Origin of the sequence: Nocardia australiensis, assembly GCF_020733705.1 — a bacterium.
Taxonomy (GTDB): domain Bacteria; phylum Actinomycetota; class Actinomycetes; order Mycobacteriales; family Mycobacteriaceae; genus Nocardia; species Nocardia australiensis.
The window spans coordinates 2080623-2100423 of record NZ_JAJFZM010000001.1 but is presented as its reverse complement, the minus strand read 5'-3'; the positions used below and the strand labels follow the sequence as shown (position 1 = coordinate 2100423).

At 65.1% G+C, this 19801-nt stretch carries 19 protein-coding genes; 11 read left to right on the top strand and 8 right to left on the bottom strand.

Annotated elements, in window-relative coordinates; genetic code table 11:
* Positions 1–16: 16 nt before the first annotated feature.
* Complete coding sequence (locus tag LKE06_RS09545; protein ID WP_227998240.1) at positions 17–1573, bottom strand: acyl-CoA synthetase; 1557 nt, start codon at positions 1571–1573, stop codon at positions 17–19.
* Positions 1574–1595: 22 nt separating this feature from the next.
* The gene (locus tag LKE06_RS09540) at positions 1596–2633 is read right to left on the bottom strand and encodes an LLM class F420-dependent oxidoreductase (RefSeq protein WP_227998239.1); all 1038 of its coding nucleotides are present in this window, start codon (positions 2631–2633) and stop codon (positions 1596–1598) included.
* Between the two features lie 195 nt (positions 2634–2828).
* Here LKE06_RS09540 and LKE06_RS09535 point away from each other — a divergent pair, with 195 nt between their 5' ends.
* Genes LKE06_RS09535 through LKE06_RS09515 form a run of 5 tightly spaced genes read left to right on the top strand, consistent with a single transcriptional unit; the run spans position 2829 to position 7341 of the window.
* Positions 2829–3818 (top strand): Zn-ribbon domain-containing OB-fold protein, encoded by a 990-nt coding sequence (locus tag LKE06_RS09535; RefSeq protein ID WP_227998238.1) that lies wholly within the window; start codon positions 2829–2831, stop codon positions 3816–3818.
* 10 nt (positions 3819–3828) lie between these two features.
* Entirely contained in the window at positions 3829–4863 is a 1035-nt protein-coding gene (locus LKE06_RS09530; RefSeq protein ID WP_227998237.1) for a thiolase family protein, read from the top strand.
* Positions 4860–6026, top strand: a complete 1167-nt coding sequence (locus tag LKE06_RS09525) for a thiolase family protein (protein WP_227998236.1) — start codon at positions 4860–4862, stop codon at positions 6024–6026. The genes LKE06_RS09530 and LKE06_RS09525 overlap by 4 nt, the downstream gene beginning before the upstream one ends.
* An 11-nt stretch (positions 6027–6037) precedes the next feature.
* Positions 6038–6928: a TIGR03619 family F420-dependent LLM class oxidoreductase gene (locus tag LKE06_RS09520; protein ID WP_227999375.1), complete on the top strand. Its 891-nt coding sequence runs from the start codon at positions 6038–6040 to the stop codon at positions 6926–6928.
* Positions 6925–7341 carry a nuclear transport factor 2 family protein gene (locus LKE06_RS09515; protein WP_227998235.1) on the top strand — a complete coding sequence of 139 codons (417 nt, stop codon included), beginning with the start codon at positions 6925–6927 and terminating at the stop codon, positions 7339–7341. The genes LKE06_RS09520 and LKE06_RS09515 overlap by 4 nt, the downstream gene beginning before the upstream one ends.
* A 103-nt stretch (positions 7342–7444) precedes the next feature.
* On the opposite strand, the gene LKE06_RS09510 is transcribed toward LKE06_RS09515, so the two are convergent.
* A complete protein-coding gene (locus tag LKE06_RS09510) occupies positions 7445–8746 on the bottom strand; it encodes a cytochrome P450 (protein ID WP_227998234.1) in 1302 nt (433 codons plus the stop codon).
* 143 nt (positions 8747–8889) lie between these two features.
* Between LKE06_RS09510 and LKE06_RS09505 the strand changes: the two genes are divergently transcribed.
* Positions 8890–10053 (top strand): steroid 3-ketoacyl-CoA thiolase, encoded by a 1164-nt coding sequence (locus tag LKE06_RS09505; RefSeq protein ID WP_227998233.1) that lies wholly within the window; start codon positions 8890–8892, stop codon positions 10051–10053.
* A gap of 362 nt (positions 10054–10415) precedes the next feature.
* Positions 10416–10832, top strand: a complete 417-nt coding sequence (locus LKE06_RS09500; protein WP_033244044.1) for a helix-turn-helix domain-containing protein — start codon at positions 10416–10418, stop codon at positions 10830–10832.
* A 100-nt stretch (positions 10833–10932) separates the two neighbouring features.
* Here the strand turns inward: LKE06_RS09500 and LKE06_RS09495 are convergent, their stop codons facing one another.
* From LKE06_RS09495 to LKE06_RS09475, 5 genes are all read right to left on the bottom strand, one after another.
* Positions 10933–11910, bottom strand: a complete 978-nt coding sequence (locus tag LKE06_RS09495) for a hypothetical protein (RefSeq protein ID WP_227998232.1) — start codon at positions 11908–11910, stop codon at positions 10933–10935.
* A 29-nt stretch (positions 11911–11939) separates the two neighbouring features.
* Entirely contained in the window at positions 11940–12455 is a 516-nt protein-coding gene (locus LKE06_RS09490) for an ImmA/IrrE family metallo-endopeptidase (RefSeq protein ID WP_227998231.1), read from the bottom strand.
* A 9-nt stretch (positions 12456–12464) separates the two neighbouring features.
* Entirely contained in the window at positions 12465–13541 is a 1077-nt protein-coding gene (locus tag LKE06_RS09485; RefSeq protein ID WP_227999449.1) for a hypothetical protein, read from the bottom strand.
* A 904-nt stretch (positions 13542–14445) separates the two neighbouring features.
* Positions 14446–15357 (bottom strand): SDR family oxidoreductase, encoded by a 912-nt coding sequence (locus tag LKE06_RS09480; RefSeq protein WP_227998230.1) that lies wholly within the window; start codon positions 15355–15357, stop codon positions 14446–14448.
* 42 nt (positions 15358–15399) lie between these two features.
* Positions 15400–16212 (bottom strand): SDR family oxidoreductase, encoded by an 813-nt coding sequence (locus LKE06_RS09475; protein WP_227998229.1) that lies wholly within the window; start codon positions 16210–16212, stop codon positions 15400–15402.
* Positions 16213–16286: 74 nt separating this feature from the next.
* Between LKE06_RS09475 and LKE06_RS09470 the strand changes: the two genes are divergently transcribed.
* Genes LKE06_RS09470 through LKE06_RS09455 form a run of 4 tightly spaced genes read left to right on the top strand, consistent with a single transcriptional unit; the run spans position 16287 to position 19790 of the window.
* Positions 16287–17051, top strand: coding sequence for an enoyl-CoA hydratase family protein (locus LKE06_RS09470; RefSeq protein WP_227998228.1), 765 nt, complete (start codon positions 16287–16289; stop codon positions 17049–17051).
* 14 nt (positions 17052–17065) lie between these two features.
* Positions 17066–17950, top strand: a complete 885-nt coding sequence (locus tag LKE06_RS09465) for a CoA transferase subunit A (RefSeq protein ID WP_227998227.1) — start codon at positions 17066–17068, stop codon at positions 17948–17950.
* Complete coding sequence (locus tag LKE06_RS09460) at positions 17947–18705, top strand: CoA-transferase subunit beta (RefSeq protein ID WP_227998226.1); 759 nt, start codon at positions 17947–17949, stop codon at positions 18703–18705. The genes LKE06_RS09465 and LKE06_RS09460 overlap by 4 nt, the downstream gene beginning before the upstream one ends.
* Positions 18702–19790, top strand: coding sequence for an NAD(P)H-dependent flavin oxidoreductase (locus LKE06_RS09455; protein ID WP_227998225.1), 1089 nt, complete (start codon positions 18702–18704; stop codon positions 19788–19790). Before LKE06_RS09460 ends, LKE06_RS09455 begins: the two co-directional genes overlap by 4 nt.
* The last annotated feature ends 11 nt before the right edge of the window (positions 19791–19801 follow it).

Sequence of the window (19801 nt, the reverse complement as noted above, 5' to 3'; positions counted from 1 at the left end):
TGATCCGCCGACACTGTCAGGACGTAGCCAAATAGCTGTCTTTGAGCTTGCGCTTGTAGAGCTTCCCGTTCGGGTCGCGTGGCAGCTCGTCGAGGTAGTCGACCGACCGCGGCATCTTGTATTTCGCCAATTGTGTTGCGGCGAAGGCGAGTAGCTCGGCGGTGAGTTCCTCGCTGCCTTCGAACCCGTCCGCGGGCTGCACGACCGCCTTCACCTCCTGTCCCCAATCCGCGTGCGGCAGACCGAATACCGCCACGTCGGCGACCTTCGGATGGGTAATCAGCACGCTCTCGATTTCGGCCGGGTAGATGTTCACGCCACCGGACAGAATCAGGTCCGAGCGGCGGTCGTGCAGATAGAGGTACCCGTCCTCATCGAGGTGCCCGATATCACCGACCGTGAACAGGTCACCGACCCTGGCGTCTTCGGTCTTCTCCTTGTCGTGGTGGTACTCGAAACTCGAAGCGCCCATTCGCATATAGACCAGCCCGGGCTCACCGGCGGGCAGCTCGCTGCCGTCCTCCTCGCTGAGCACTTTGATCACCGACCACGGCCATGCCTTACCGACCGAGCCTGGCTTGCGCAGCCAGTCGGTTCCATTGATCACGGTGCCGCCGCCCTCGGTAGCCGCGTAGTACTCGGTGACCGTCGGGCCCCACCACTCCAGCATCTGCCGTTTGGTCTCCTGCGGACACGGCGCGGCGCCGTGCACCATGCTGCGCAGCGAGGACACGTCGTATTTGGCGCGCACCTGCTCGGGCAGGGCGAGCAGCCGATGGAATTGGGTCGGCACCATATGACTTTGGGTCACCCGATGCTTTTCGATGAGCCGCAGCATGTCTTCGGCGTCCCAGCGATCCATCAGAACAGCCTTGTGCCCCAACTGAATCGAGATGGTCGCCCAGTTCAGCACCGCCGTGTGATACAGCGGCGAGCCGCAGATGTGCACATGGTTGTCATAGGGCGCCAGCTCGAACAATCCGAAGAAGGCGGTCGAGTGCGGCGGAACGACATCCGGATCGGCGCCGGTGAGCGGGCGGCGAACCCCCTTGGGGCGCCCGGTGGTTCCGGAGGTGTAGAGCATCGGCGCACCGGTGGTGCGGTTATCGGGCCTTCCGGTGTCGGCGGCGCTGAGCCAGGCCACCGATTTGAAGCCCTCGATCTCGCCCACCGAGAAACGTGCCACGGCAGGCAGTTCGGCCTCGTCCGCGGCGATGGTCGCGGCGGCTGCGAAGCGATCACTTGCGATGAACGCCTTCGCTTCACTGTCGGTCAGGATGTAGGCGACTTCGGGGCCGGTCAGGTGCCAGTTCACCGCGACGATGTACAGACCGGCCTGGTAGGCAGCGAAGTACGCGGCGACCGCCTCGACGCAGTTATGCACCATGCTGACCAGCACGTCGCCGGGCTGTAGGCCCAGCGCTCGCAGCCCGGTGCCGTATCGATTGGATAGCGTGGCCAATTCGCGATAGGTCACCTCCCGGCCCGATGGGTCGACAAGAGCGATCCGATCGGGTTCGGCGTTCGCGATGTTCCACAGACCGAGAATTTCTACTGACTCCTGCGTCGTCACGTCTTTGAATCTAGAACGTGTTCTACATATCGACAAGGGGTGCGAGCCGATGCAGTTGCTCGGGATCGCGCACCGACACCAACATCATGGTCACCCCGGCCGCGTCCCACACCCGCAATTGCTTGCGAACATGCTCCTCATTACCAATGATGGCGGTATCCAAAATCATCTCGTCCGGCACCACAGCGGCGGCCTCGGCCTTCTTACCCGCCATGAACAGCCTGCCGATCTCGTCGACCTCGCGCTGGTAACCCATCCGCCGGTACACCTGCGCGTGAAAATTCAATTCCGGCGCACCCATGCCGCCGATGTAGAGCGACGTGATCCAGCGCATCCGCTCGATCTCGCTCGCGGGATCGTCGGTGAGCACCACCTGACAGCTCGCGGCAATCTCGAAATCCTCGCGCGAGCGCCGCGCACCGGCCCTGGCGAAGCCCTCGTCGAGCCAGTCGTTGTACATGTTCGCCAGCCGTGGCGCGTAGTAGATCGCGAGCCAGCCGTCGGCGATCTCGGCGGTCAGCGCGACATTCTTCGGCCCTTCCGCGCCCAGCCAGATCGGCAAATCCGCACGTAGTGGATGCACGATCGGCTTGAGCGGCTTGCCGAGTCCGGTCGACCCCGGCCCGTCGTAGGGCAGCCGATAGTGCGGCCCCTCGCTGGTAACGGGCCCTTGCCGCTCGAGCACTCGGCGAATGATGCCGACGTACTCCCTGGTGCGCTGCAACGGCTTGGCGAACGGCTGCCCGTACCAGCCCTCCACCACCTGCGGCCCGGACACACCTAGCCCGAGAATCATCCGGCCACCGCTGAGATGGTCCAGCGTCAGCGCGTGCATCGCGGTCGCCGACGGCGTGCGCGCCGACAACTGCACCACCGAGGTCCCCAGCCGGACGCGTTCGGTCCGCGAACCCCACCAGGCCAGTGGGCCGAAGGCATCCGAACCCCAGGATTCGGCCGCGAACACCGCGTCGAAACCGGCCTCTTCGGCGGCGAGAACCAACTCGCCCGCATTTTCCGGCGGCGCCGCGCCCCAGTACCCGAGTTGCAAACCGAACTTCATGATCGACCCCTTCCCGGCAACTGCTTGCCAGCAGAATAAGAACCTGTTCTACTCGATATTGTCGCTGATGAAAATACTGCGCCGCTGAGCGACTCCATGGGGAGTGGCGGTCGGGCGGCGGGTGGGAATACTGCATCCGGCACAATCGCGGATTAGAGAGGGTCGGAATTGAACACAACGTCGCATAGCGACTCGATGACCGACGGTGACCCGGCGACGGGTAGCCACACCGTGCCCGATGTACTCAGCGCGCCCCTTCGGGTGCGATTCGACTACACCCGATCCGTCGGACCGACGATCGGAACCTTCCTGACCGCCCTACGCGGCCGCAAAGTCGTCGGTGTGCGCGGCTCGGACGGGCGGGTGCTGGTGCCGCCGCCGGAATTCGATCCGATCACCTCCGCACCGCTGACCGATTTCGTCGATGTCGCCGACACCGGCACCGTCGAATCGTGGACCTGGGTCCATGATCCACTGCCCGGCCAGCCGTTCGACCGCCCCTTCGCCTGGGCGCTGATCCGGCTCGACGGCGCCGATACCACGCTGCTGCACGCAGTCGATGTCGCCTCGCCTGAGAAGATTCGGACCGGCATGCGAGTGGCCGTGCGCTGGGGCGCCGCGACCGAAGGCAGCATCAAGGACATCGCCTGCTTCGAGCCGGGCGAAAGCTCCACCGCGACACCACAATTCGATGCTGCCGCCGATCCTGTCACGGTGATCACCACCCCGGTCGACCTAAGCTACAAGCACACCGCTTCCCCGCAGGAGAGCGTCTATCTGCGTGGACTCGCCGAGGGCAAACTGCTCGGCGGGCGCACCGACGCCGCGGGCAAGGTGTACTTCCCCCCGCGTGGCGCCAACCCGACCGACGGCAGGCCGACCGACGAGGTCGTCGAACTGCCCGACCGTGGCACCGTCACCACGTACTGCATCGTCAACGTGCCCTACCTCGGGCAGCGCATCAAGCCGCCGTATGTCGCGGCCTACGTCCTGCTGGACGGTGCCGATATTCCGGTGCTGCACCTCGTCCTCGGTTGCGACGCAAGTGAAGTGCGGATGGGCATGCGGGTGGAGGCGGTGTGGAAACCGCGCGAGGAGTGGGGCTACGGGCTGGAGAACGTGGACCACTTCCGTCCCTCCGGCGAACCGGACGCCGAGTACGACACCTACAAGCATCACCTCTAGAGAGGCCCACGTGACCGACAATTCCACCGATATCGCGGTCGTGGGTTTCGCCCACGCACCGCATGTGCCGGAAACCTTCGGCACTACCAATGGTGTCGAGATGCTGGTGCCAATTTTCCAGCGGCTCTACGCCCAGCTCGGCATCACCAAGTCCGATATCGACTTCTGGTGCTCCGGATCCTCGGATTACCTTGCCGGCCGGGCCTTTTCATTCATCTCCGCCATCGATGCCATCGGCGCGGTACCGCCGATCAATGAATCCCATGTGGAGATGGACGCCGCGTGGGCGCTTTACGAGGCATTCGTGAAGCTACGTTCGGGTCAGGCGACGACCGCACTGGTGTACGGCTTCGGCAAGTCCTCGGCCGGCACGCTGCGTCAGATCCTCACTATGCAGCTCGACCCCTATTTGGTCGCTCCGCTGTGGCCGGACTCGCTCTCGATCGCCGGCCTGCAGGCGCGGGCCGGGCTCGATGCGGGACGCTGGACCGAACGCGATATGGCGGCGGTGGCCGCGGGTGAGGATGGCGACATCGAAAGCCTGCTCGGCACACCGTATGTCGCCGATCCGTTGCGCGCGCACGACTGCGCTCCGATCACCGACGGGGCGGCGGCCATCGTGCTCGCGGTCGGCGACCGTGCTCGCGAACTCTGCGAGCGTCCCGCGTGGATCACGGGCATGGCCCATCGCGTGGACACTCCCCAGCTGGGTGCCCGCGATCTCACCGTCTCACCGTCGACTTCGGCGGCGGCGCAGGCGGTTACCGGCGGCGACACCAGCGGCATCGATATTGCCGAATTGCACGCCCCGTTCAGCCATCAACAGCTCATCCTCGCCGAGGCGATCGGGCTGAAGTCCGCCACTTTGGTGAACCAATCGGGCGGCGCGTTGGCGGCCAACCCGATGTTCGCCGCCGGCCTGGAACGAATCGGCTTCGCGGCCGAGGCCATCATGGCGGGCACTGCCAATAGAGCACTCGCCCATGCCACCAGCGGCCCCGTGCTGCAGCAGAACCTTGTGACCGTTTTGGAGGCACAGTCGTGAGTTTTCCTGCCGCGGTGCTCGGCACCGGACAAACCCATCACGTGACGAAACGGACCGACGTGTCCATGGCGGGCATGTGCCGTGAGGCAATCGATCGCGCGCTCGAGGATTCGGGTCTCACCATCGCCGATATCGACGCCGTCGTCGTCGGCAAGGCACCAGACCTGTTCGAGGGCGTCATGATGCCCGAGCTGTATCTCGCGGATGCGTTGGGCGCCACCGGAAAACCGCTGCTGCGGGTCCATACCGCCGGATCGGTCGGCGGCTCGACCGGCATCGTCGCAACCAATCTGGTGCAGGCGGGTGTGCACAAGCGGGTGCTGGCGATCGCGTGGGAGAAGCAGTCGGAATCGAACGCCATGTGGGCGTTGTCGATTCCGGTGCCGTTCACCATGCCGGTCGGCGCGGGTGCGGGCGGCTATTTCGCACCGCATGTCCGTTCCTACATCCGCCGATCCAACGCGCCGAGTCATATCGGCGCGATGGTCGCGGTGAAGGACCGCCGCAACGGCGCCAAGAATCCGCTCGCACACCTGCACCAACCCGACATCACACTGGAGAAGGTGCTCGGATCCCAAATGCTTTGGGATCCCATTCGATTCGACGAAACATGCCCTTCCTCGGATGGCGCGTGCGCGGTTGTGATCGGCGACGAAGAAACGGCCACGGCGGCCGAGGCAGCGGGTAAGAAGGTCGCCTGGGTGCACGGCACCGCGATGCGTACCGAGCCCACCACCTTCGCCGGGCGCGACCAGGTCAACCCCCAGGCCGGCCAGGACGCGGCCGCCGCATTGTGGAAGGCCGCGGGTATCACCGACCCGCTCGCCGAGATCGATGTCGCCGAAATCTATGTGCCATTCTCCTGGTTCGAGCCGATGTGGCTGGAGAACCTCGGTTTCGTCGCGCCGGGTGACGGCTGGAAGCTCACCGACAAGGGCGAAACGGAGATCGGCGGCGCCCTCCCGATCAACCCATCCGGCGGCGTGCTCTCCTCGAATCCGATCGGCGCCTCCGGGCTCATTCGGTTCGCCGAAGCGGCCAAGCAGGTCATGGGCCGGGCGGGCGCCTATCAGGTCGAGAATGCCAAGAAGGCGCTCGGTCACGCGTATGGCGGTGGGTCACAGTACTTCTCGATGTGGGTGGTCGGGTCGGAGCGTCGATGAATACGAAGCCGATGAAGTTCACCCTCGGGGTTGCGCTGAGCCCGCTCGAGCAGCTGCCCGAGTTGGCCAAGACCGCGGAGGAATGCGGGTTCACCTCGATCGCATTGCCCGACTCACTGTTCTACATGAAATCAGCGGCGGCGAAATACCCTTACACCGCCGATGGCAGCCGTTTCTGGGGGCCGGAAACCCCCTGGGTCGATCCACTCATCGGCGCGACCGCGATGGCGGCGGTGACCAGCCGGATCCACTTCTACACCAACGTGCTGAAGCTGGGTTCGCGCAATCCACTGCTGCTGGCCAGGCAGGTCGGCTCAGTCGCCAACCTGTCCGGCAACCGGTTCGGTTTCGGGGTCGGAATCGGTTGGGCACCAGAGGAATTCGAGTGGTGCGGGGTGCCCTACGCGCGACGGGGCGCCCGCGTCGACGAGATGATCGAGGTCATCAAACTGGTCCTCAGTGGCGGAATGGTCGAATTCCATGGCGAATTCTTCGATTTCGACCCGCTACAGGTCAGCCCCGCCCCCAGCCGACCGGTGCCGTTCTACATCGGTGGGCACACCGAGCCCGCGCTGCGGCGCGCGGCGCGGGTCGGCGACGGCTGGACTTCGGCCATGATGACCTACGAAGAACTGTGCCGCACCATCGGCAAGCTGGATGCGTTGCGTGCCGAATTCGGCCGTGCGACAGACCCATTCGAGATCCAGGCGGTGTGCGTCGACCGGTTCGGTCGCTCCGGATACCAGGATCTGGCCGACGCCGGGGTCACCGACACCATCGTCGTCCCATTCCTGGCCGACGGCATCGGCTTCGACGGCGACCTCGCCGCCAAACAGGAATCGCTACGCCGCTTCGCCGCGGCCTATATCGAGCAGCCGATCGTCGCACGGGAGCACCGATGAGCACAGGCGAACATCCAGCCAGGACAGCCGGACTCGCGTCCCAGGCCGCCGTACGCGCCAGGGACAAACAAGCCTGGGTAGCATTGTTCGCGGCAGACGGCATTGTCGAAGATCCCATCGGCCCCTCGGGTTTCGACCCCGAGGGCAAGGGACATCGCGGCGGCGACGCCATTGCCGCATTCTGGGACAAGGCGATCGCGCAGACCGATTCGATCGAGTTCCTGTTCAACGACTCGTTCGCCTGCGGCAACGAGGTTGCCTTTACCGGGACCATCCGCAGTAAGCTGGGCGGCCACCAGATCGACGCTGACGGCGTATTCACCTACAGGGTCGACGATTCGGGGAAAATCGCTGCCCTACGCGCATTTTGGGAGGTCGACCGCGCTATGGCCACCGCCAAACGCAGCGACTGACCATCAGCTCGCGTATCATCCCTCGGTACGCGAAAATGGCCCTCGAACCGGTTGTGGACTACCGGATCGAGGGCCATTTTTCGCGTATCGGTCTTCAGGTGACTCAGTGCGCCACCGGGCAACCCGAGGTCTTGTAGTCGACCGGGAATTCCTTGATGCCGTTGAGCCAACCGGAACGCAGCCGCTTCGGAACGCCGATCTTGGTGATATCGGGCAGATGATCGGCGATCGCATTGAAGATCAGTTCGACCTCCAGCCGCGCCAGATTCGCGCCGACACAGAAGTGCGCACCGGTGCCGCCGAATGACAAATGCTGGTTATCGGCGCGCATGATGTCGAACTTCTCCGGGTCCTCGAAGACGTCCTCATCGAAGTTCGCCGACCGGTACAGCATCACCAGCCGCTGCCCCTTCTTGATCTGCACGCCGCCCAGTTCGGTGTCCTCCAGCGCGGTGCGCTGGAAGGAGGTGACCGGGGTGGCCCAGCGGATGATCTCGTCGACCGCGGTGGCCGGGCGCTCCTTCTTGAACAGCTCCCATTGATCGGGGTGGTCCAGGAAGGCCATCATGCCGTGGGTAATCGCGTTGCGAGTGGTTTCGTTGCCCGCGACGGCGAGCAGGATCACGAAGAAGCCGAACTCTTCAGGTGTCAGCTGATCGCCGTCGACATCCGCCTCGACCAGAGTGGTGACGATGTCGTCGGCCGGGCATTCCTTGCGCGCCGCGGCCATCTGGTAGGCGTACCCGAGGATCTCGGCTGAGGAAGCCACCGGGTCGACGTCGATATCCGGATCGTCGTATCCGGTCATCTCGTTGGACCAGGCGAAGACCTTCATCCGGTCCTCCTGGGGAACGCCGATCAGCTCGGCGATCGCCTGCAGCGGCAGTTCGCATGCGACCTGGGTGACGAAGTCGCCCGACCCGGACTCGGCGGCGGCTTCCACGATCTCGCGGGCGCGATTGGACAATTCGGCCCGCAAGCCGTTGATGGCGCGCGGAGTGAAGCCACGGGAAATGATCTTGCGCAGCTTGGTGTGCTCAGGTGCGTCCATGTTCAGTAGCACCAGCCGCTGCAATTCGATCTGCTCACGCTGGATGTCGTCATTGAAGCGCGGGATCGCGGTGTTCTCGAAGGTCGAGAACACATCGCTACGCCGGGAGATCTCCTTGACATCCGCGTGCTTGCTGATGACCCAGAAGCCATCGTCGTGAAAACCACCGACCTCTGTTGGCTGTGGATTCCACCAAATCGGCGCGCTGTGTCGAAGTTCGGCGTACTCCTCGACGGGAATCCGCTCTGCGTAGACGTCCGGGTCCGTGACATCGAACCCTTCCGGCAGATTCGGTGTCGTTTCGAGCGACCTGCGAGCAGTCGCTAGTGGCTGGGCATTCCGAGGGGCTACCACCAAATGCCTCCTTCGATAAACTGCAACACGTTCTACAATCATTGAAGCACAGGCGGGATAATGAGGAAAGAACCAGGACAGATCCCCCTGTGCCTATCGTGGATACACGTTGCAGTTTTCTGTCCCCTAACGAAAGGTTGGACATGGGCACACCCGTCATCGTAGAGGCCGCTCGCACCCCGATCGGCAAGCGCGGGGGCTGGCTATCGGGCCTGCATGCCGCAGAGCTACTCGGCCTTACCCAGCGCGGCCTGCTCGAAAAGGCACACCTGGACCCCGCCCTCGTTGAGCAGGTCATCGGCGGCTGCGTCACCCAGGCCGGCGAGCAGTCCAACAACATCACCCGCGTCGCGTGGCTGCATGCCGGGCTGCCGTGGCAGTCCGGCGCGACCACCATCGACGCCCAATGCGGCTCCGCCCAGCAGGCCAATCATCTGATCGCCGGGCTCATCGCGACCGACGCCATCGATATCGGCATGGCCTGCGGCGTGGAGGCCATGAGCCGAGTTCCGTTGGGTGCCAACGTCGGAACGAATGCCGGGCCGCGCAGGCCCGCCTCCTGGAGCATCGATCTACCCAATCAGTTCGAGGCGGCCGAGCGAATTGCCAAGCGGCGCGGCATTACTCGTGCCGACGTGGACGCATTCGGCGTGCGCTCACAGCAGCGGGCCGCGCAGGCGTGGGCCGAGGGACGTTTCGATCGCGAAGTGCTTTCGGTGACCGCACCCGCCGTGGACAAGGAGGGCAACCTCACCGGCGAGAAGCTCGAGGTCACCAAGGATCAGGGCCTGCGAGAGACCAACCTGGATAGCCTCGCCAAGCTGAAGCCGGTACTGGAGGGCGGGATCCACACCGCGGGAACCTCGTCGCAGATTTCCGACGGCGCGGCCGCGGTGCTACTGATGGACGAAAAGGCCGCGCAGCGAGCGGGATTGCGCCCGCGCGCCCGAATTGTCACGCAGGCACTTGTCGGCGCCGAGCCCGAGTTCCATCTCGACGGACCCGTGCAGGCATGCAGCCGCCTACTGGAACGCTCGGGTATGAATATCGGCGACATCGATCTATTCGAGATCAATGAGGCTTTCGCATCCGTCGCACTCTCATGGGCTTCTGTACACAATCCAGACGTAGACCGGGTAAATGTCAATGGCGGTGCGATCGCACTCGGACACCCGGTGGGTTCCACTGGATCTCGGCTCATCACAACGGCTTTGCATGAACTCGAGCGAACTGACGGAAGCACCGCAATGGTGCTCATGTGTGCCGGTGGCGCACTCGCGACAGGAACTATCATTGAACGCCTCTAGCAGCGTCGACCAATTCCCCATGGTTGGTTGAACATTCATCTCAGGACTGGGAAAACGTGTCGTACACCACATGAAGATCTGCACGGGCAACTAGATGAGACGTCAGCTATCTTTCGGCTACCATGGAGAAGTCGAGGAAGATCGCTGCGACGGGCCAGAACCGGGTTACAGCCCCCCTTCGCAAGAGGCGTTGGGGTGACCCGCAAACGCAACGGTCGCAGTCACTTCCCCGGAGCGGCACCTAGAAGCTTCAAGGAAATCCTGAATCAGGCGTAGGTTTTCAGTTACTGAGCCGCTAATATCAATGATACGTATCCGAGATAACGACTGTTAGTACAGCGAAGGGAATTGGGCGGCTCACAATGGCTGATTTCGCGGCGCGGCTGAACAAGCTGTTCGAAACCGTGCATCCCCCGGGGCGCAAGCCGCACACCAACGCGGAGGTTGCGGCGGCGCTGACGGCCTCCGGGCATCCGATCTCCAAACCGTACCTCTCCCAGTTGCGGTCGGGGCAGCGGACCAATCCGTCGGACGAAACGGTGGCTGCACTGGCCAAGTTCTTCAAGGTCAAGCCGGACTACTTCTTCAACGACATCTACGCCGCAAAGATCGATCACGATCTCGAGTTACTCGCCCAGCTTCAGGGCTATGGACTCAGGCGGCTGTCGAGTAGGGCTTTCGATCTGTCCGAAGAATCCCAGAACCTCCTCACGTCCATGGCGGAGAAATTGCGGGCAAGCGAAGGCTTACCTGAAGTTCCTCCGGACGGCACCGAATAGGTTCTCCTGCAACGCAATACGGTGCGGCCCTCGGGCCGCACCGTATTGCGTTGCGGGTCTTCGCTTAACAGTCGAACGGACACTGAGCGGGTACACCCGCTCAATTACGTACGGGCACTGCAGTAGTCGCATCGAAGGCGCGGGCGATGGTCTGAACCCACCCGCGCGGGCTGATTCCCGCCGGTGGAGCGATCCACCGCGCATCGATCACTATGTCGCCCAAAGGGTTACGTGCCCACTCCGCGACTCGATCGGCACGTTCGAACGGGGACGCCGGGGGTGCTCCGGCGGCAATCAATTCGACGCCACCGCCGGACTGCAGATACAGCGCGTCCATGATCTGCGCGACCTGATCGGATGCCTTGAGCTGCGTGGAGGAACTGGTCTGCTCGTGTGCGACCACCTCGGGGAAGCGGCCGATCATGGTGCGGTGCAGCGGCCGGATCTGGCGCAGCAGCAGATGCGCCTTCACCCAAAGCTCGACCACGATCCACACCGCGCCGAACGCGATCAGCAGGCTGGCGATCTCCCACGCCGGCCACGCCCACGCCGGTTGACCCGCCGCCGTGCGCGGCGCGTCGATGAATGCCCGGCGGATCTCCAGAATCGCAAGCACCGCAACAAAAGCCGTACCCGCGGTGTAGATCGCGATGCCGCGACCCAGGGTCGTCCAGTCAAGATTGCGCAGCCCGGTAATGACAATGAAGACGCTGCCGAGCGTGACGATCAGCCAGCCGAAGGTGGTCGACCAGGCGAGGTTGATCGCGATCGCCACCAATCCGATGGTGTAGATAACCATCGCGACCTGGCGCAGGTTCTGGCGCGACACCACCGGCCAGGCGGCGGAGGCGACCACGGAGGTGGCCGTCACGAAAAGGATCCAGGCCGACACCAGTACGCCCTGCGACAGCAGGGCGTTGTGCAGCCCGCGCGGAAGTAAGTTGTCGATCGCCAATGCGATCTCGGGAACGGCGACAGTCGCGCCAAGTGCGACGGCTGCCACCGCGACAACGATGGCCACTCGGGCGGTCGTCGCGGGCTTCACAAGCACGCGGCCGACTCGCCCACCAGCAGCCATCCAGACCAGTATGGCCGTCAACCACAGGGTCATCCGAGAGCCTCATCGAATCGAAGGACCGAGACGCCTGCGCCCCGGCTGTTGAATACGCGCAGCCGGGTCATCAGCATGGCGGCGAAGGTCTCCGCCTCCCATTCGGCGAGTTCATCCGCGCCGTCATCCATGATCTGCTGATGTGCCCGCTGGCTGAGCATGTAGGCGATCAAATCGTCGCTGGCCTCCAGCGTCACCTCAGGCGCGGGCGCACCTTCGTGATCGAACACGATATGACCCAGCTCATGGGCGAGTGTGTGATCGCGGCTGGGCAGTGCGTTGGCCAGCACGATCACGTCGCGATCGGGATAGAACCTGCGCTGCCCACAAACGCCAGGCCCCAAATCGGCGCTGGCGATCTCGATCTGCCGGTCGCGTTCGGAGGCGATCGATGCGACGACCTCGTCAAGGGTGGTCGCGTCGGAATCCGCGGCGACCGCGCATACGGCATCGACCGCTGCGGCCACCCGGCGGTAGGACCGGGAACTACTCTGCGTCCTGCTCTCACTCATTTCTGTCCCCTATGCCCGCGGTCCGAAAAACTGGGCGCGTGCCGCGTCGACGCGAGCCTGCGCGGCCGACGCACTCTGGAAACTTACTGCGCCAGAACCGGTTCCGAGCAGTGCCATAGCGACGAGGCCACCGACTACCGACAACAATTTCGGTTCGGGCAGTCCGTCGTTCGCGCTCGTCGGCCGGATGTCCGGGTTCGGCTTGGCAGCGGTCGGAGCGGCCGGCGCGGCCGACGCAGGCGGCGGCGGAGTCGGCGCGTCGGCCGGAACCGCTCCGGGTGCGGGCGGCGCGAGCACCGGAATCGGGGCAATCTGCGGCGCCTCCGGTGCGGACGGAATCACCATCGGGACGGGCGGCACGGCCGGGGCGGGTGGAGTGGGAAGCGGAATCAACAGCAGTAGCAACGGGCTCGCCGAACCAACGGCCGCCGAACCCACTGCGGCGGAACCGACTGCGGCAGAACCGGTCGCGGCCGAACCGACACCGGCCGAACCGACACCCGCCGAACCCACTGCGGCAGAACCGGTTCCGACGGCGGCCGAACCGGTCGTGCCGACTGCGGAACCCGTACCCGCCAGCGCCGAGCCCGTACCGACTGCAGCGGAACCGACTGCGGCGGAACCGGTTTCAACAGCAGCGGAACCGGTGCCGAGCGCCGCCGAACCGGTACCGGCCGCAGCCGAACCGACAGCCGCCGAGCCGGTACCGAGTACGCCACCGAGTCCGGCCGAACCCGATCCGAGCAGCGCGCCGAGAATTCCCGTGGTGGCTGCCGAGCCAGCCGCCGCCGAGCCAGCCCCAGCCGAGCCAGCCGCCGCCGAGCCAGCCCCAGCCGAGCCAGCCGCCGCCGAGCCAGCCCCAGCCGAGCCAGCCGCGGCGGAACCAGGCACCAGCGCGACATCGGACGCGGCGTCGGACGGTTCAATCGGCAAGTCGACAGGAACCTGCTGGCCGGGAATATTCAGCGGCTGCCACGGCGAGTTCCCGGAGCCGTCGTCGCGGCCGGACCCGCCGGATGAGCCCGGCGAATCGGGCTGAGCCTGGGCTGCGACGCCCCCGAACAGCGCAAAGCCGGCAACAGCCACAGCAACTGCGACTGCACGTGTCGTGCGACCAACGGCCATGCGCCAGCCATCCCCTCATCCGATACAGCGCAGAACTCTTGCCCGGCGTTAACACAGGCCGGGGACTTTGATAACGATTGCCCATAGTAAACCCCAGCCAAACTCCGCATAGAGGTCGACCCGCACGCCGCAGCTAACCTCGTGCGACAAGTCCGCAAACCCGTCGGCGCGACTGGCGCCGAACCGACTGGTTCACACTGGATTCGGCGACAACACCTCGGCGATCATGTCAGCGATGGCGGGCCATATGTTTGGTTTGATGCCAGTGTCGGCGTGGACGGTAGGGGTAGGGAGTCAGGTCTACAACGGCATTGGGTTCTGGGTTTTGGGTTTTGGCTGCTGACGGGGCGTGTCCGTGGGCACTATGGCTGCGAGCTCTAGTGGTTGATCTCGTTCGGAATCTGGTGTTGTGGTGAGTGGGTGGGGGGCGTGCGGGACTTGGGGTTTGGGTAGTCCAGTGAGGTTTGCTGTGTTTATTGGCCGCTGGCGCGGCGTGTTCGCGGCCCCCTTTGGCTCACGTCCGAGGGGCAAATACTTGCTCCTTCGTCGCATCGTATTTGCCCCTCGGACGCGAGCCGGCCGCGAACTCTAGTGCTCGATCTCGCTACGCTCGAAAACTGGTGTCGCGCCTAGTGGGTGCGCATGTGGGCCCGGGCGGCACCGCCCACTTCTGCACACAGATAGACGCTGCGCTTCGGCAGCCGAGGGCCCGCACTCGCTACGCTCGAAAACTGTTGTCGCACCGCGTAAGCACGCAAGCGGACTCATGCGGCACCGCCCACATCTGCACACAGATTGGCGCTGGTGTCGTGGCGAGTGGGGGCGGCGGTATTGGGCGCGCGGCACCCGGAGGGTGGCGATTCGATCAGGCGCCGTATACGGGCTCTGGTGGTGTTGCTTTGGCGATCAGGTCGGCTACTACGGGGCCTAGTTCGGCTGGGTTCCAGCGGGCGCCGCGGTCGACGGCGGTGCCGTGTCGCCAGCCTTCGGCGAGGGCGACCTTGCCGCCCTCGACCTCGAACATCCGGCCGGTGACTCCGGCCGACTGCGCGCTGCCGAGCCACACGACCAGTGGGGAGACGTTTTCCGGCGCCATCGCGTCGAAGCCGTCCTGCGGTGCGGCCATGGTGTCGGCGAAGACGGTTTCGGTCATCCGGGTGCGGGCGGCGGGGGCAATGGCGTTGACGGTGATGCCGTAACGGGCGAACTCGGCGGATGCGGTCAGTGTGAGACCCGCGATACCCGCTTTGGCCGCGCCATAGTTGCCCTGGCCGACGCTGCCCTGCAGGCCCGCGCCGGAGCTGGTGTTGATGATGCGGGCATCCACGGTGCGACCGGCCTTGGACTCGCCGCGCCAATATTCGGCCGCGTGCCGCATGGTCGCGAAGTGGCCCTTGAGGTGCACGCGGATCACCGCGTCCCATTCGTCCTCACCGAGATTGACCAACATCCGGTCGCGCACGAAGCCCGCGTTGTTGACGAGTACGTCGAGACGGCCGAAGGTATCGACGGCCTGCTGGATCAGGCTGCGCGCACCTTCCCAGTCGGCGATGTCGTCACCGTTGGCCACGGCCTCACCACCGAGCGCGGTGATCTCCGCGACCACCTGCTGAGCGGGCGTCTCAATGGTTTCCGCGCCGTCGAGCGCCGAACCGAGATCGTTGACCACTACACGGGCGCCCGCTGCGGCGAAGGCAAGCGCGTGCGCACGGCCGATGCCACGGCCCGCGCCGGTGACGATGACGGTGCGCCCGGCGCAGATCTGCTCGGTGTCCATACCTGTTGTCCTCTTCGTTCTCGGGTGGCTGGATATCGGTATTCAGGCGCCGGTATTCGTGCTGGACGCCGCCACGTTGGATGCGGCTGCGTTAGATGCGGCGAGGAACGCGGGTCGCTCCCCGCCGCCATGGACGAGCAGCGTCGCGCCGCTGACGTAGGAGGCAAGCGGTGAGGCGAGGAAGACAGCGCAGCGGCCGATGTCCTCGGGCCGGGCCATCCGCCCGAGTGGAATCGTCTCCCCCACCGCGTCGACGCCGTCTTGATCCCCGTAGTGCAGTTGGCTCTGTTCGGTCTCGACGGGTCCGACAACGAGCGAGTTGATCCGAACCCTTGGCGCCCATTCGACCGCGAGGCTGGCGGTGAGACTATCGACGCCCGCCTTCGCGGCACCGTAGGCGGCGGTGCCCGGCGAGGGTCGGTGACCGCTGACGCTGGAGACCATCACAATCGAACCACCGCCGGACTGCTGTTGCATCACCGCATTCGCGGCCTGCGAAACCAGCAGCGGTGCAAGGAGATTCAACTCTACGATCTTCGTGTGGAAATTGCGGCTCGCGTCGGCGGCCAGGGCGAACGGCGCGCCCCCAGCATTGTTGATCAGGTGATCGAGGCGACCGTGCCGCTCGATGATGGATTCGACCATCCCCCGCACCGCCGCGGGATCGCGCACGTCGCAGGCCAGGTATTCGATTTCCCGCCCGTCGCCGCGCACCAGGTCGTCAGCCGGTCGTCGCGCGCAGGCCAGCACGGTCGCTCCCGCCTCGAGGAACGCCTTGCTCACCCCGGCGCCCACTCCGCGCACGCCTCCGGTGACCAGGACAACGCTGCCGGCGAGATCGATTTCGAGTGCCACCGTGCTAACCTACCAAGCAACTGCTTGCTTTGCCAATGCGCCCAGGTCAATAAGCACTCACGATGGGACATGCGATGGGGATCAACCGTCACTCCGAATCAACCGGGATCGCCGTGGTCACGGTCGACTACCCGCCGGTCAACGCCATACCGTCCGACGGGTGGTTCACCATCGCGGACGAACTCCGCGCGGCCGGGCGCGACCCGGAGACCAAGGTAGTGGTCCTGCGCGCGGAGAACCGCGGATTCAATGCGGGCGTCGACATCAAGGAGATGCAGCGGACGCCGGGACATCAGGCATTGATCGACGCGAATCACGGCTGCTTCGACGCGTTCGCGGCGGTCTACGACTGCCCCGTGCCGGTGATCGCGGCGGTGCAGGGTTTCTGCCTCGGCGGCGGAATCGGCCTGGTCGGCAATGCGGATGTGGTGATCGCCTCCGACGACGCCACCTTCGGCCTGCCCGAAGTCGACCGTGGCGCGCTCGGCGCCGCCACCCACCTGTCGCGACTGGTGCCCCAACATCTCATGCGCGCGCTGTTCTACACCGCGAGCACCATTACCGCGCAGCAGTTGCAGCACTTCGGCTCGGTATACCAGGTGGTACCGCGCGCCGAACTCGACGCCGCCGCAATGGAAGTCGCGAAGAACATCGCGACCAAGGACGGTCGGGTGATCCGCGCCGCGAAGCGAGCACTCAACGGCATCGATGTGCAGGACGTGCACCGCAGCTACCGCTACGAGCAGGGCTTCACGTTCGAGCTGAACCTCGCCGGTGTCGCGGACGAGATCAGGGCCAGGTTCGACGACGACCTCGCGGCCCGCAAGGCCGGCGAGTAGGAGGACAGAAAGCCATGCGAGACAAGCGAATGTCGCTCGACGAGGTCGTCGGCGAACTGCGCAGCGGAATGACAATCGGCATCGGCGGCTGGGGTTCACGGCGCAAGCCGATGGCATTGGTACGAGCCATCCTGCGCTCGGACATCACTGACCTGACCGTGGTGAGCTACGGCGGACCCGATCTCGGGCTGCTCTGCTCGGCGGGCAAGGTCCGCAAGGCGTATTACGGCTTCGTATCGCTGGATTCGCCGCCGTTCTATGATCCGTGGTTCTCCAAGGCGCGCACCTCGGGTGCGCTGGCGGCCAGGGAAATGGACGAGGGCATGCTCAAATGCGGCCTCGAGGCGGCGGCGGCGCGGCTACCGTTCCTGCCGATTCGCGCTGGGCTCGGCTCCGATGTCGTCAACTTCTGGGACGGCGAATTGCTTACCGTCGCCTCGCCATACGCGGATGCCGACGGTAGGACCGAGACACTGGTCGCGATGCCCGCGCTGAAACTCGATGCGGCGCTCGTGCACTTGAACCTCGGCGACAAGCACGGCAACGCGGCCTACACCGGCGTCGACCCGTATTTCGATGACCTCTACTGCTTGGCCGCGGAGCGCCGTTACCTCTCGGTGGAGCGGGTTGTCGATACCGAGGAGCTGGTGAAAACCGTTCCACTGCAATCACTGCTGCTCAACCGCATGATGGTCGACGGCGTAGTCGAGGCGCCGGGCGGCGCGCACTTCACCCTCGCCGGTGACAGCTACGGCCGTGACGAGAAGTTCCAGCGCCATTATGTGGAATCGGCGAAGACGCCAGAGTCTTGGCAACAGTTCGTCGACACATATCTGGCCGTTTCCGAGGACGAGTACCAGGCCGCCGTGCAGAGGTTCACCAAGGAGGTGTCGAAGTGACCAGCACCGAGACCATTACCCGCGCCGAGATCTGTGCCGCCGCGTGCGCCGAAATCTTCAGCGGCGCAGGCGAAATCATGGCCAGCCCGATGTCGCCGATGTCGATCATCGGGGCGCGCCTGGCCAAGCTCACCACCGAGCCGGACCTGTTGCTCTCCGACGGTGAGGCGCTTTTGTTCGCCGAAACCCCCCGGCTCGGCGGCAAGGCGCCGACCGAGGGCTGGATTCCGTTCCGCCGGGTATTCGATGTGGTGGCCTCGGGCCGCCGCCATGTGGTGATGGGCGCCAATCAGATCGACCGATTCGGCAATCAGAACCTGTCGGCATTCGGCGCGCTGCGACAGCCGACCAGGCAGATGTTCGGGGTGCGCGGCGCACCGGGCAATACGATCAATCATGCGACCAGCTACTGGGTTTCGCGGCATACGAAGCGGGTCTTCGTCGACAATGTCGACATCGTCTCCGGTGTCGGCTACGACAAGGTCGATCCCGCCAACCCGGCCTTCCGCTTCCACCACCTGCACCGGGTGGTCACCAACCTCGGCGTCTTCGATTTCGAGGGCCCCGGCCACACGATGCGGGCCCGCAGCCTGCACCCGGGGGTCTCCGCCGCCGAGGTCGCCGAGAACACCTCCTTCGAGATCGCCGACCTCGGCGCGGTGGACGAGACCGCGTTGCCCACCGCCGAGCAGCTGCGACTCATTCGGGAAGTGCTTGATCCCAAGAAGGTTCGCGAGTCCGAGGTACCGTCATGAGTTCGCTGCGGACGCCGCTGACCGAACTGGTCGGCATCGAGCATCCGATCGTACAGACCGGTATGGGTTGGGTGGCCGGTCCGAGCCTGGTCTCGGCCACCGCGGAGGCGGGCGGCCTCGGCATTCTCGCCTCGGCCACCATGACCTTCGCGGAGCTGGAGGCAGCCGTCGCGAAGACCAAGGCACAGACCAGCAAGCCGTTCGGCGTGAATATTCGCGCGGACGCCTCCGACGCCGGTGAACGCATCGACCTGCTGATCCGCGAGAAGGTCGCCGTCGCGTCGTTCGCGCTCGCTCCCAAACCGGACCTCATCGCCAAGCTGAAAGATGCCGGGGTCGTGGTGATTCCGTCGATCGGCGCGGCGAAGCACGCCGTGAAGGTCGCCAAATGGGGCGCGGACGCGGTGATCGTGCAGGGCGGCGAGGGCGGTGGTCACACCGGCCCGGTGGCGACCACGCTATTGCTGCCCTCGGTGCTGGACGCGGTCGACATCCCCGTCGTCGCGGCAGGTGGCTTCTTCGATGGTCGCGGCCTGGCCGCCGCACTGGCCTACGGTGCGGCGGGCATCGCGATGGGCACCCGCTTCCTGCTGACGCAGGAGAGCACAGTGCCGGATGCGGTCAAACAGGAGTACCTGGCCAGGCAGTTGCAGGACACCGTGGTCTCCCTCAAGGTCGACGGCATGCCACATCGCGTGCTCAATACCGAACTGGTTGCACGCCTGGAACATTCGGGCAGCTGGCGCGGTCTGGCCGCAGCAGTGTCGAATGCGGCGAAGTTCAAGGGCATGACCGGCATGAAGTGGTCGACCATGGTCCGCGATGGGCTCGCCATGCGAAAGGCCAAGGACCTCAGCTGGTCTCAGGTTGTGATGGCCGCCAATACCCCGATGCTGTTGCGCGCGGGGCTCGTCGAGGGCAATACCCACGCGGGCGTGCTTGCCGCGGGACAGGTCACCGGCATCATCGAGGATCTGCCGACCTGTCAAGAGCTGATCGACCGCATCATCGCCGATGCGATCGCGCGGATCGATACGATCGCCACACTGCGCGGAGATTCGAAAGCGCCTGCGGCACAGTCCTAGTACGCCGCGAG

Coding starts and splice junctions, on each gene's coding strand:
- LKE06_RS09540 (WP_227998239.1), bottom strand. CDS start 2,633: ATGAAGTTCGGTTTGCAACTCGGGTACTGGGGCGCGGCGCCGCCGGAA.
- LKE06_RS09535 (WP_227998238.1), top strand. CDS start 2,829: ATGACCGACGGTGACCCGGCGACGGGTAGCCACACCGTGCCCGATGTA.
- LKE06_RS09455 (WP_227998225.1), top strand. CDS start 18,702: ATGAGTTCGCTGCGGACGCCGCTGACCGAACTGGTCGGCATCGAGCAT.
- LKE06_RS09480 (WP_227998230.1), bottom strand. CDS start 15,357: ATGGACACCGAGCAGATCTGCGCCGGGCGCACCGTCATCGTCACCGGC.
- LKE06_RS09490 (WP_227998231.1), bottom strand. CDS start 12,455: ATGAGTGAGAGCAGGACGCAGAGTAGTTCCCGGTCCTACCGCCGGGTG.
- LKE06_RS09505 (WP_227998233.1), top strand. CDS start 8,890: ATGGGCACACCCGTCATCGTAGAGGCCGCTCGCACCCCGATCGGCAAG.
- LKE06_RS09465 (WP_227998227.1), top strand. CDS start 17,066: ATGCGAGACAAGCGAATGTCGCTCGACGAGGTCGTCGGCGAACTGCGC.
- LKE06_RS09515 (WP_227998235.1), top strand. CDS start 6,925: ATGAGCACAGGCGAACATCCAGCCAGGACAGCCGGACTCGCGTCCCAG.
- LKE06_RS09495 (WP_227998232.1), bottom strand. CDS start 11,910: ATGGCTGCTGGTGGGCGAGTCGGCCGCGTGCTTGTGAAGCCCGCGACG.
- LKE06_RS09500 (WP_033244044.1), top strand. CDS start 10,416: ATGGCTGATTTCGCGGCGCGGCTGAACAAGCTGTTCGAAACCGTGCAT.
- LKE06_RS09520 (WP_227999375.1), top strand. CDS start 6,038: ATGAAGTTCACCCTCGGGGTTGCGCTGAGCCCGCTCGAGCAGCTGCCC.
- LKE06_RS09470 (WP_227998228.1), top strand. CDS start 16,287: ATGGGGATCAACCGTCACTCCGAATCAACCGGGATCGCCGTGGTCACG.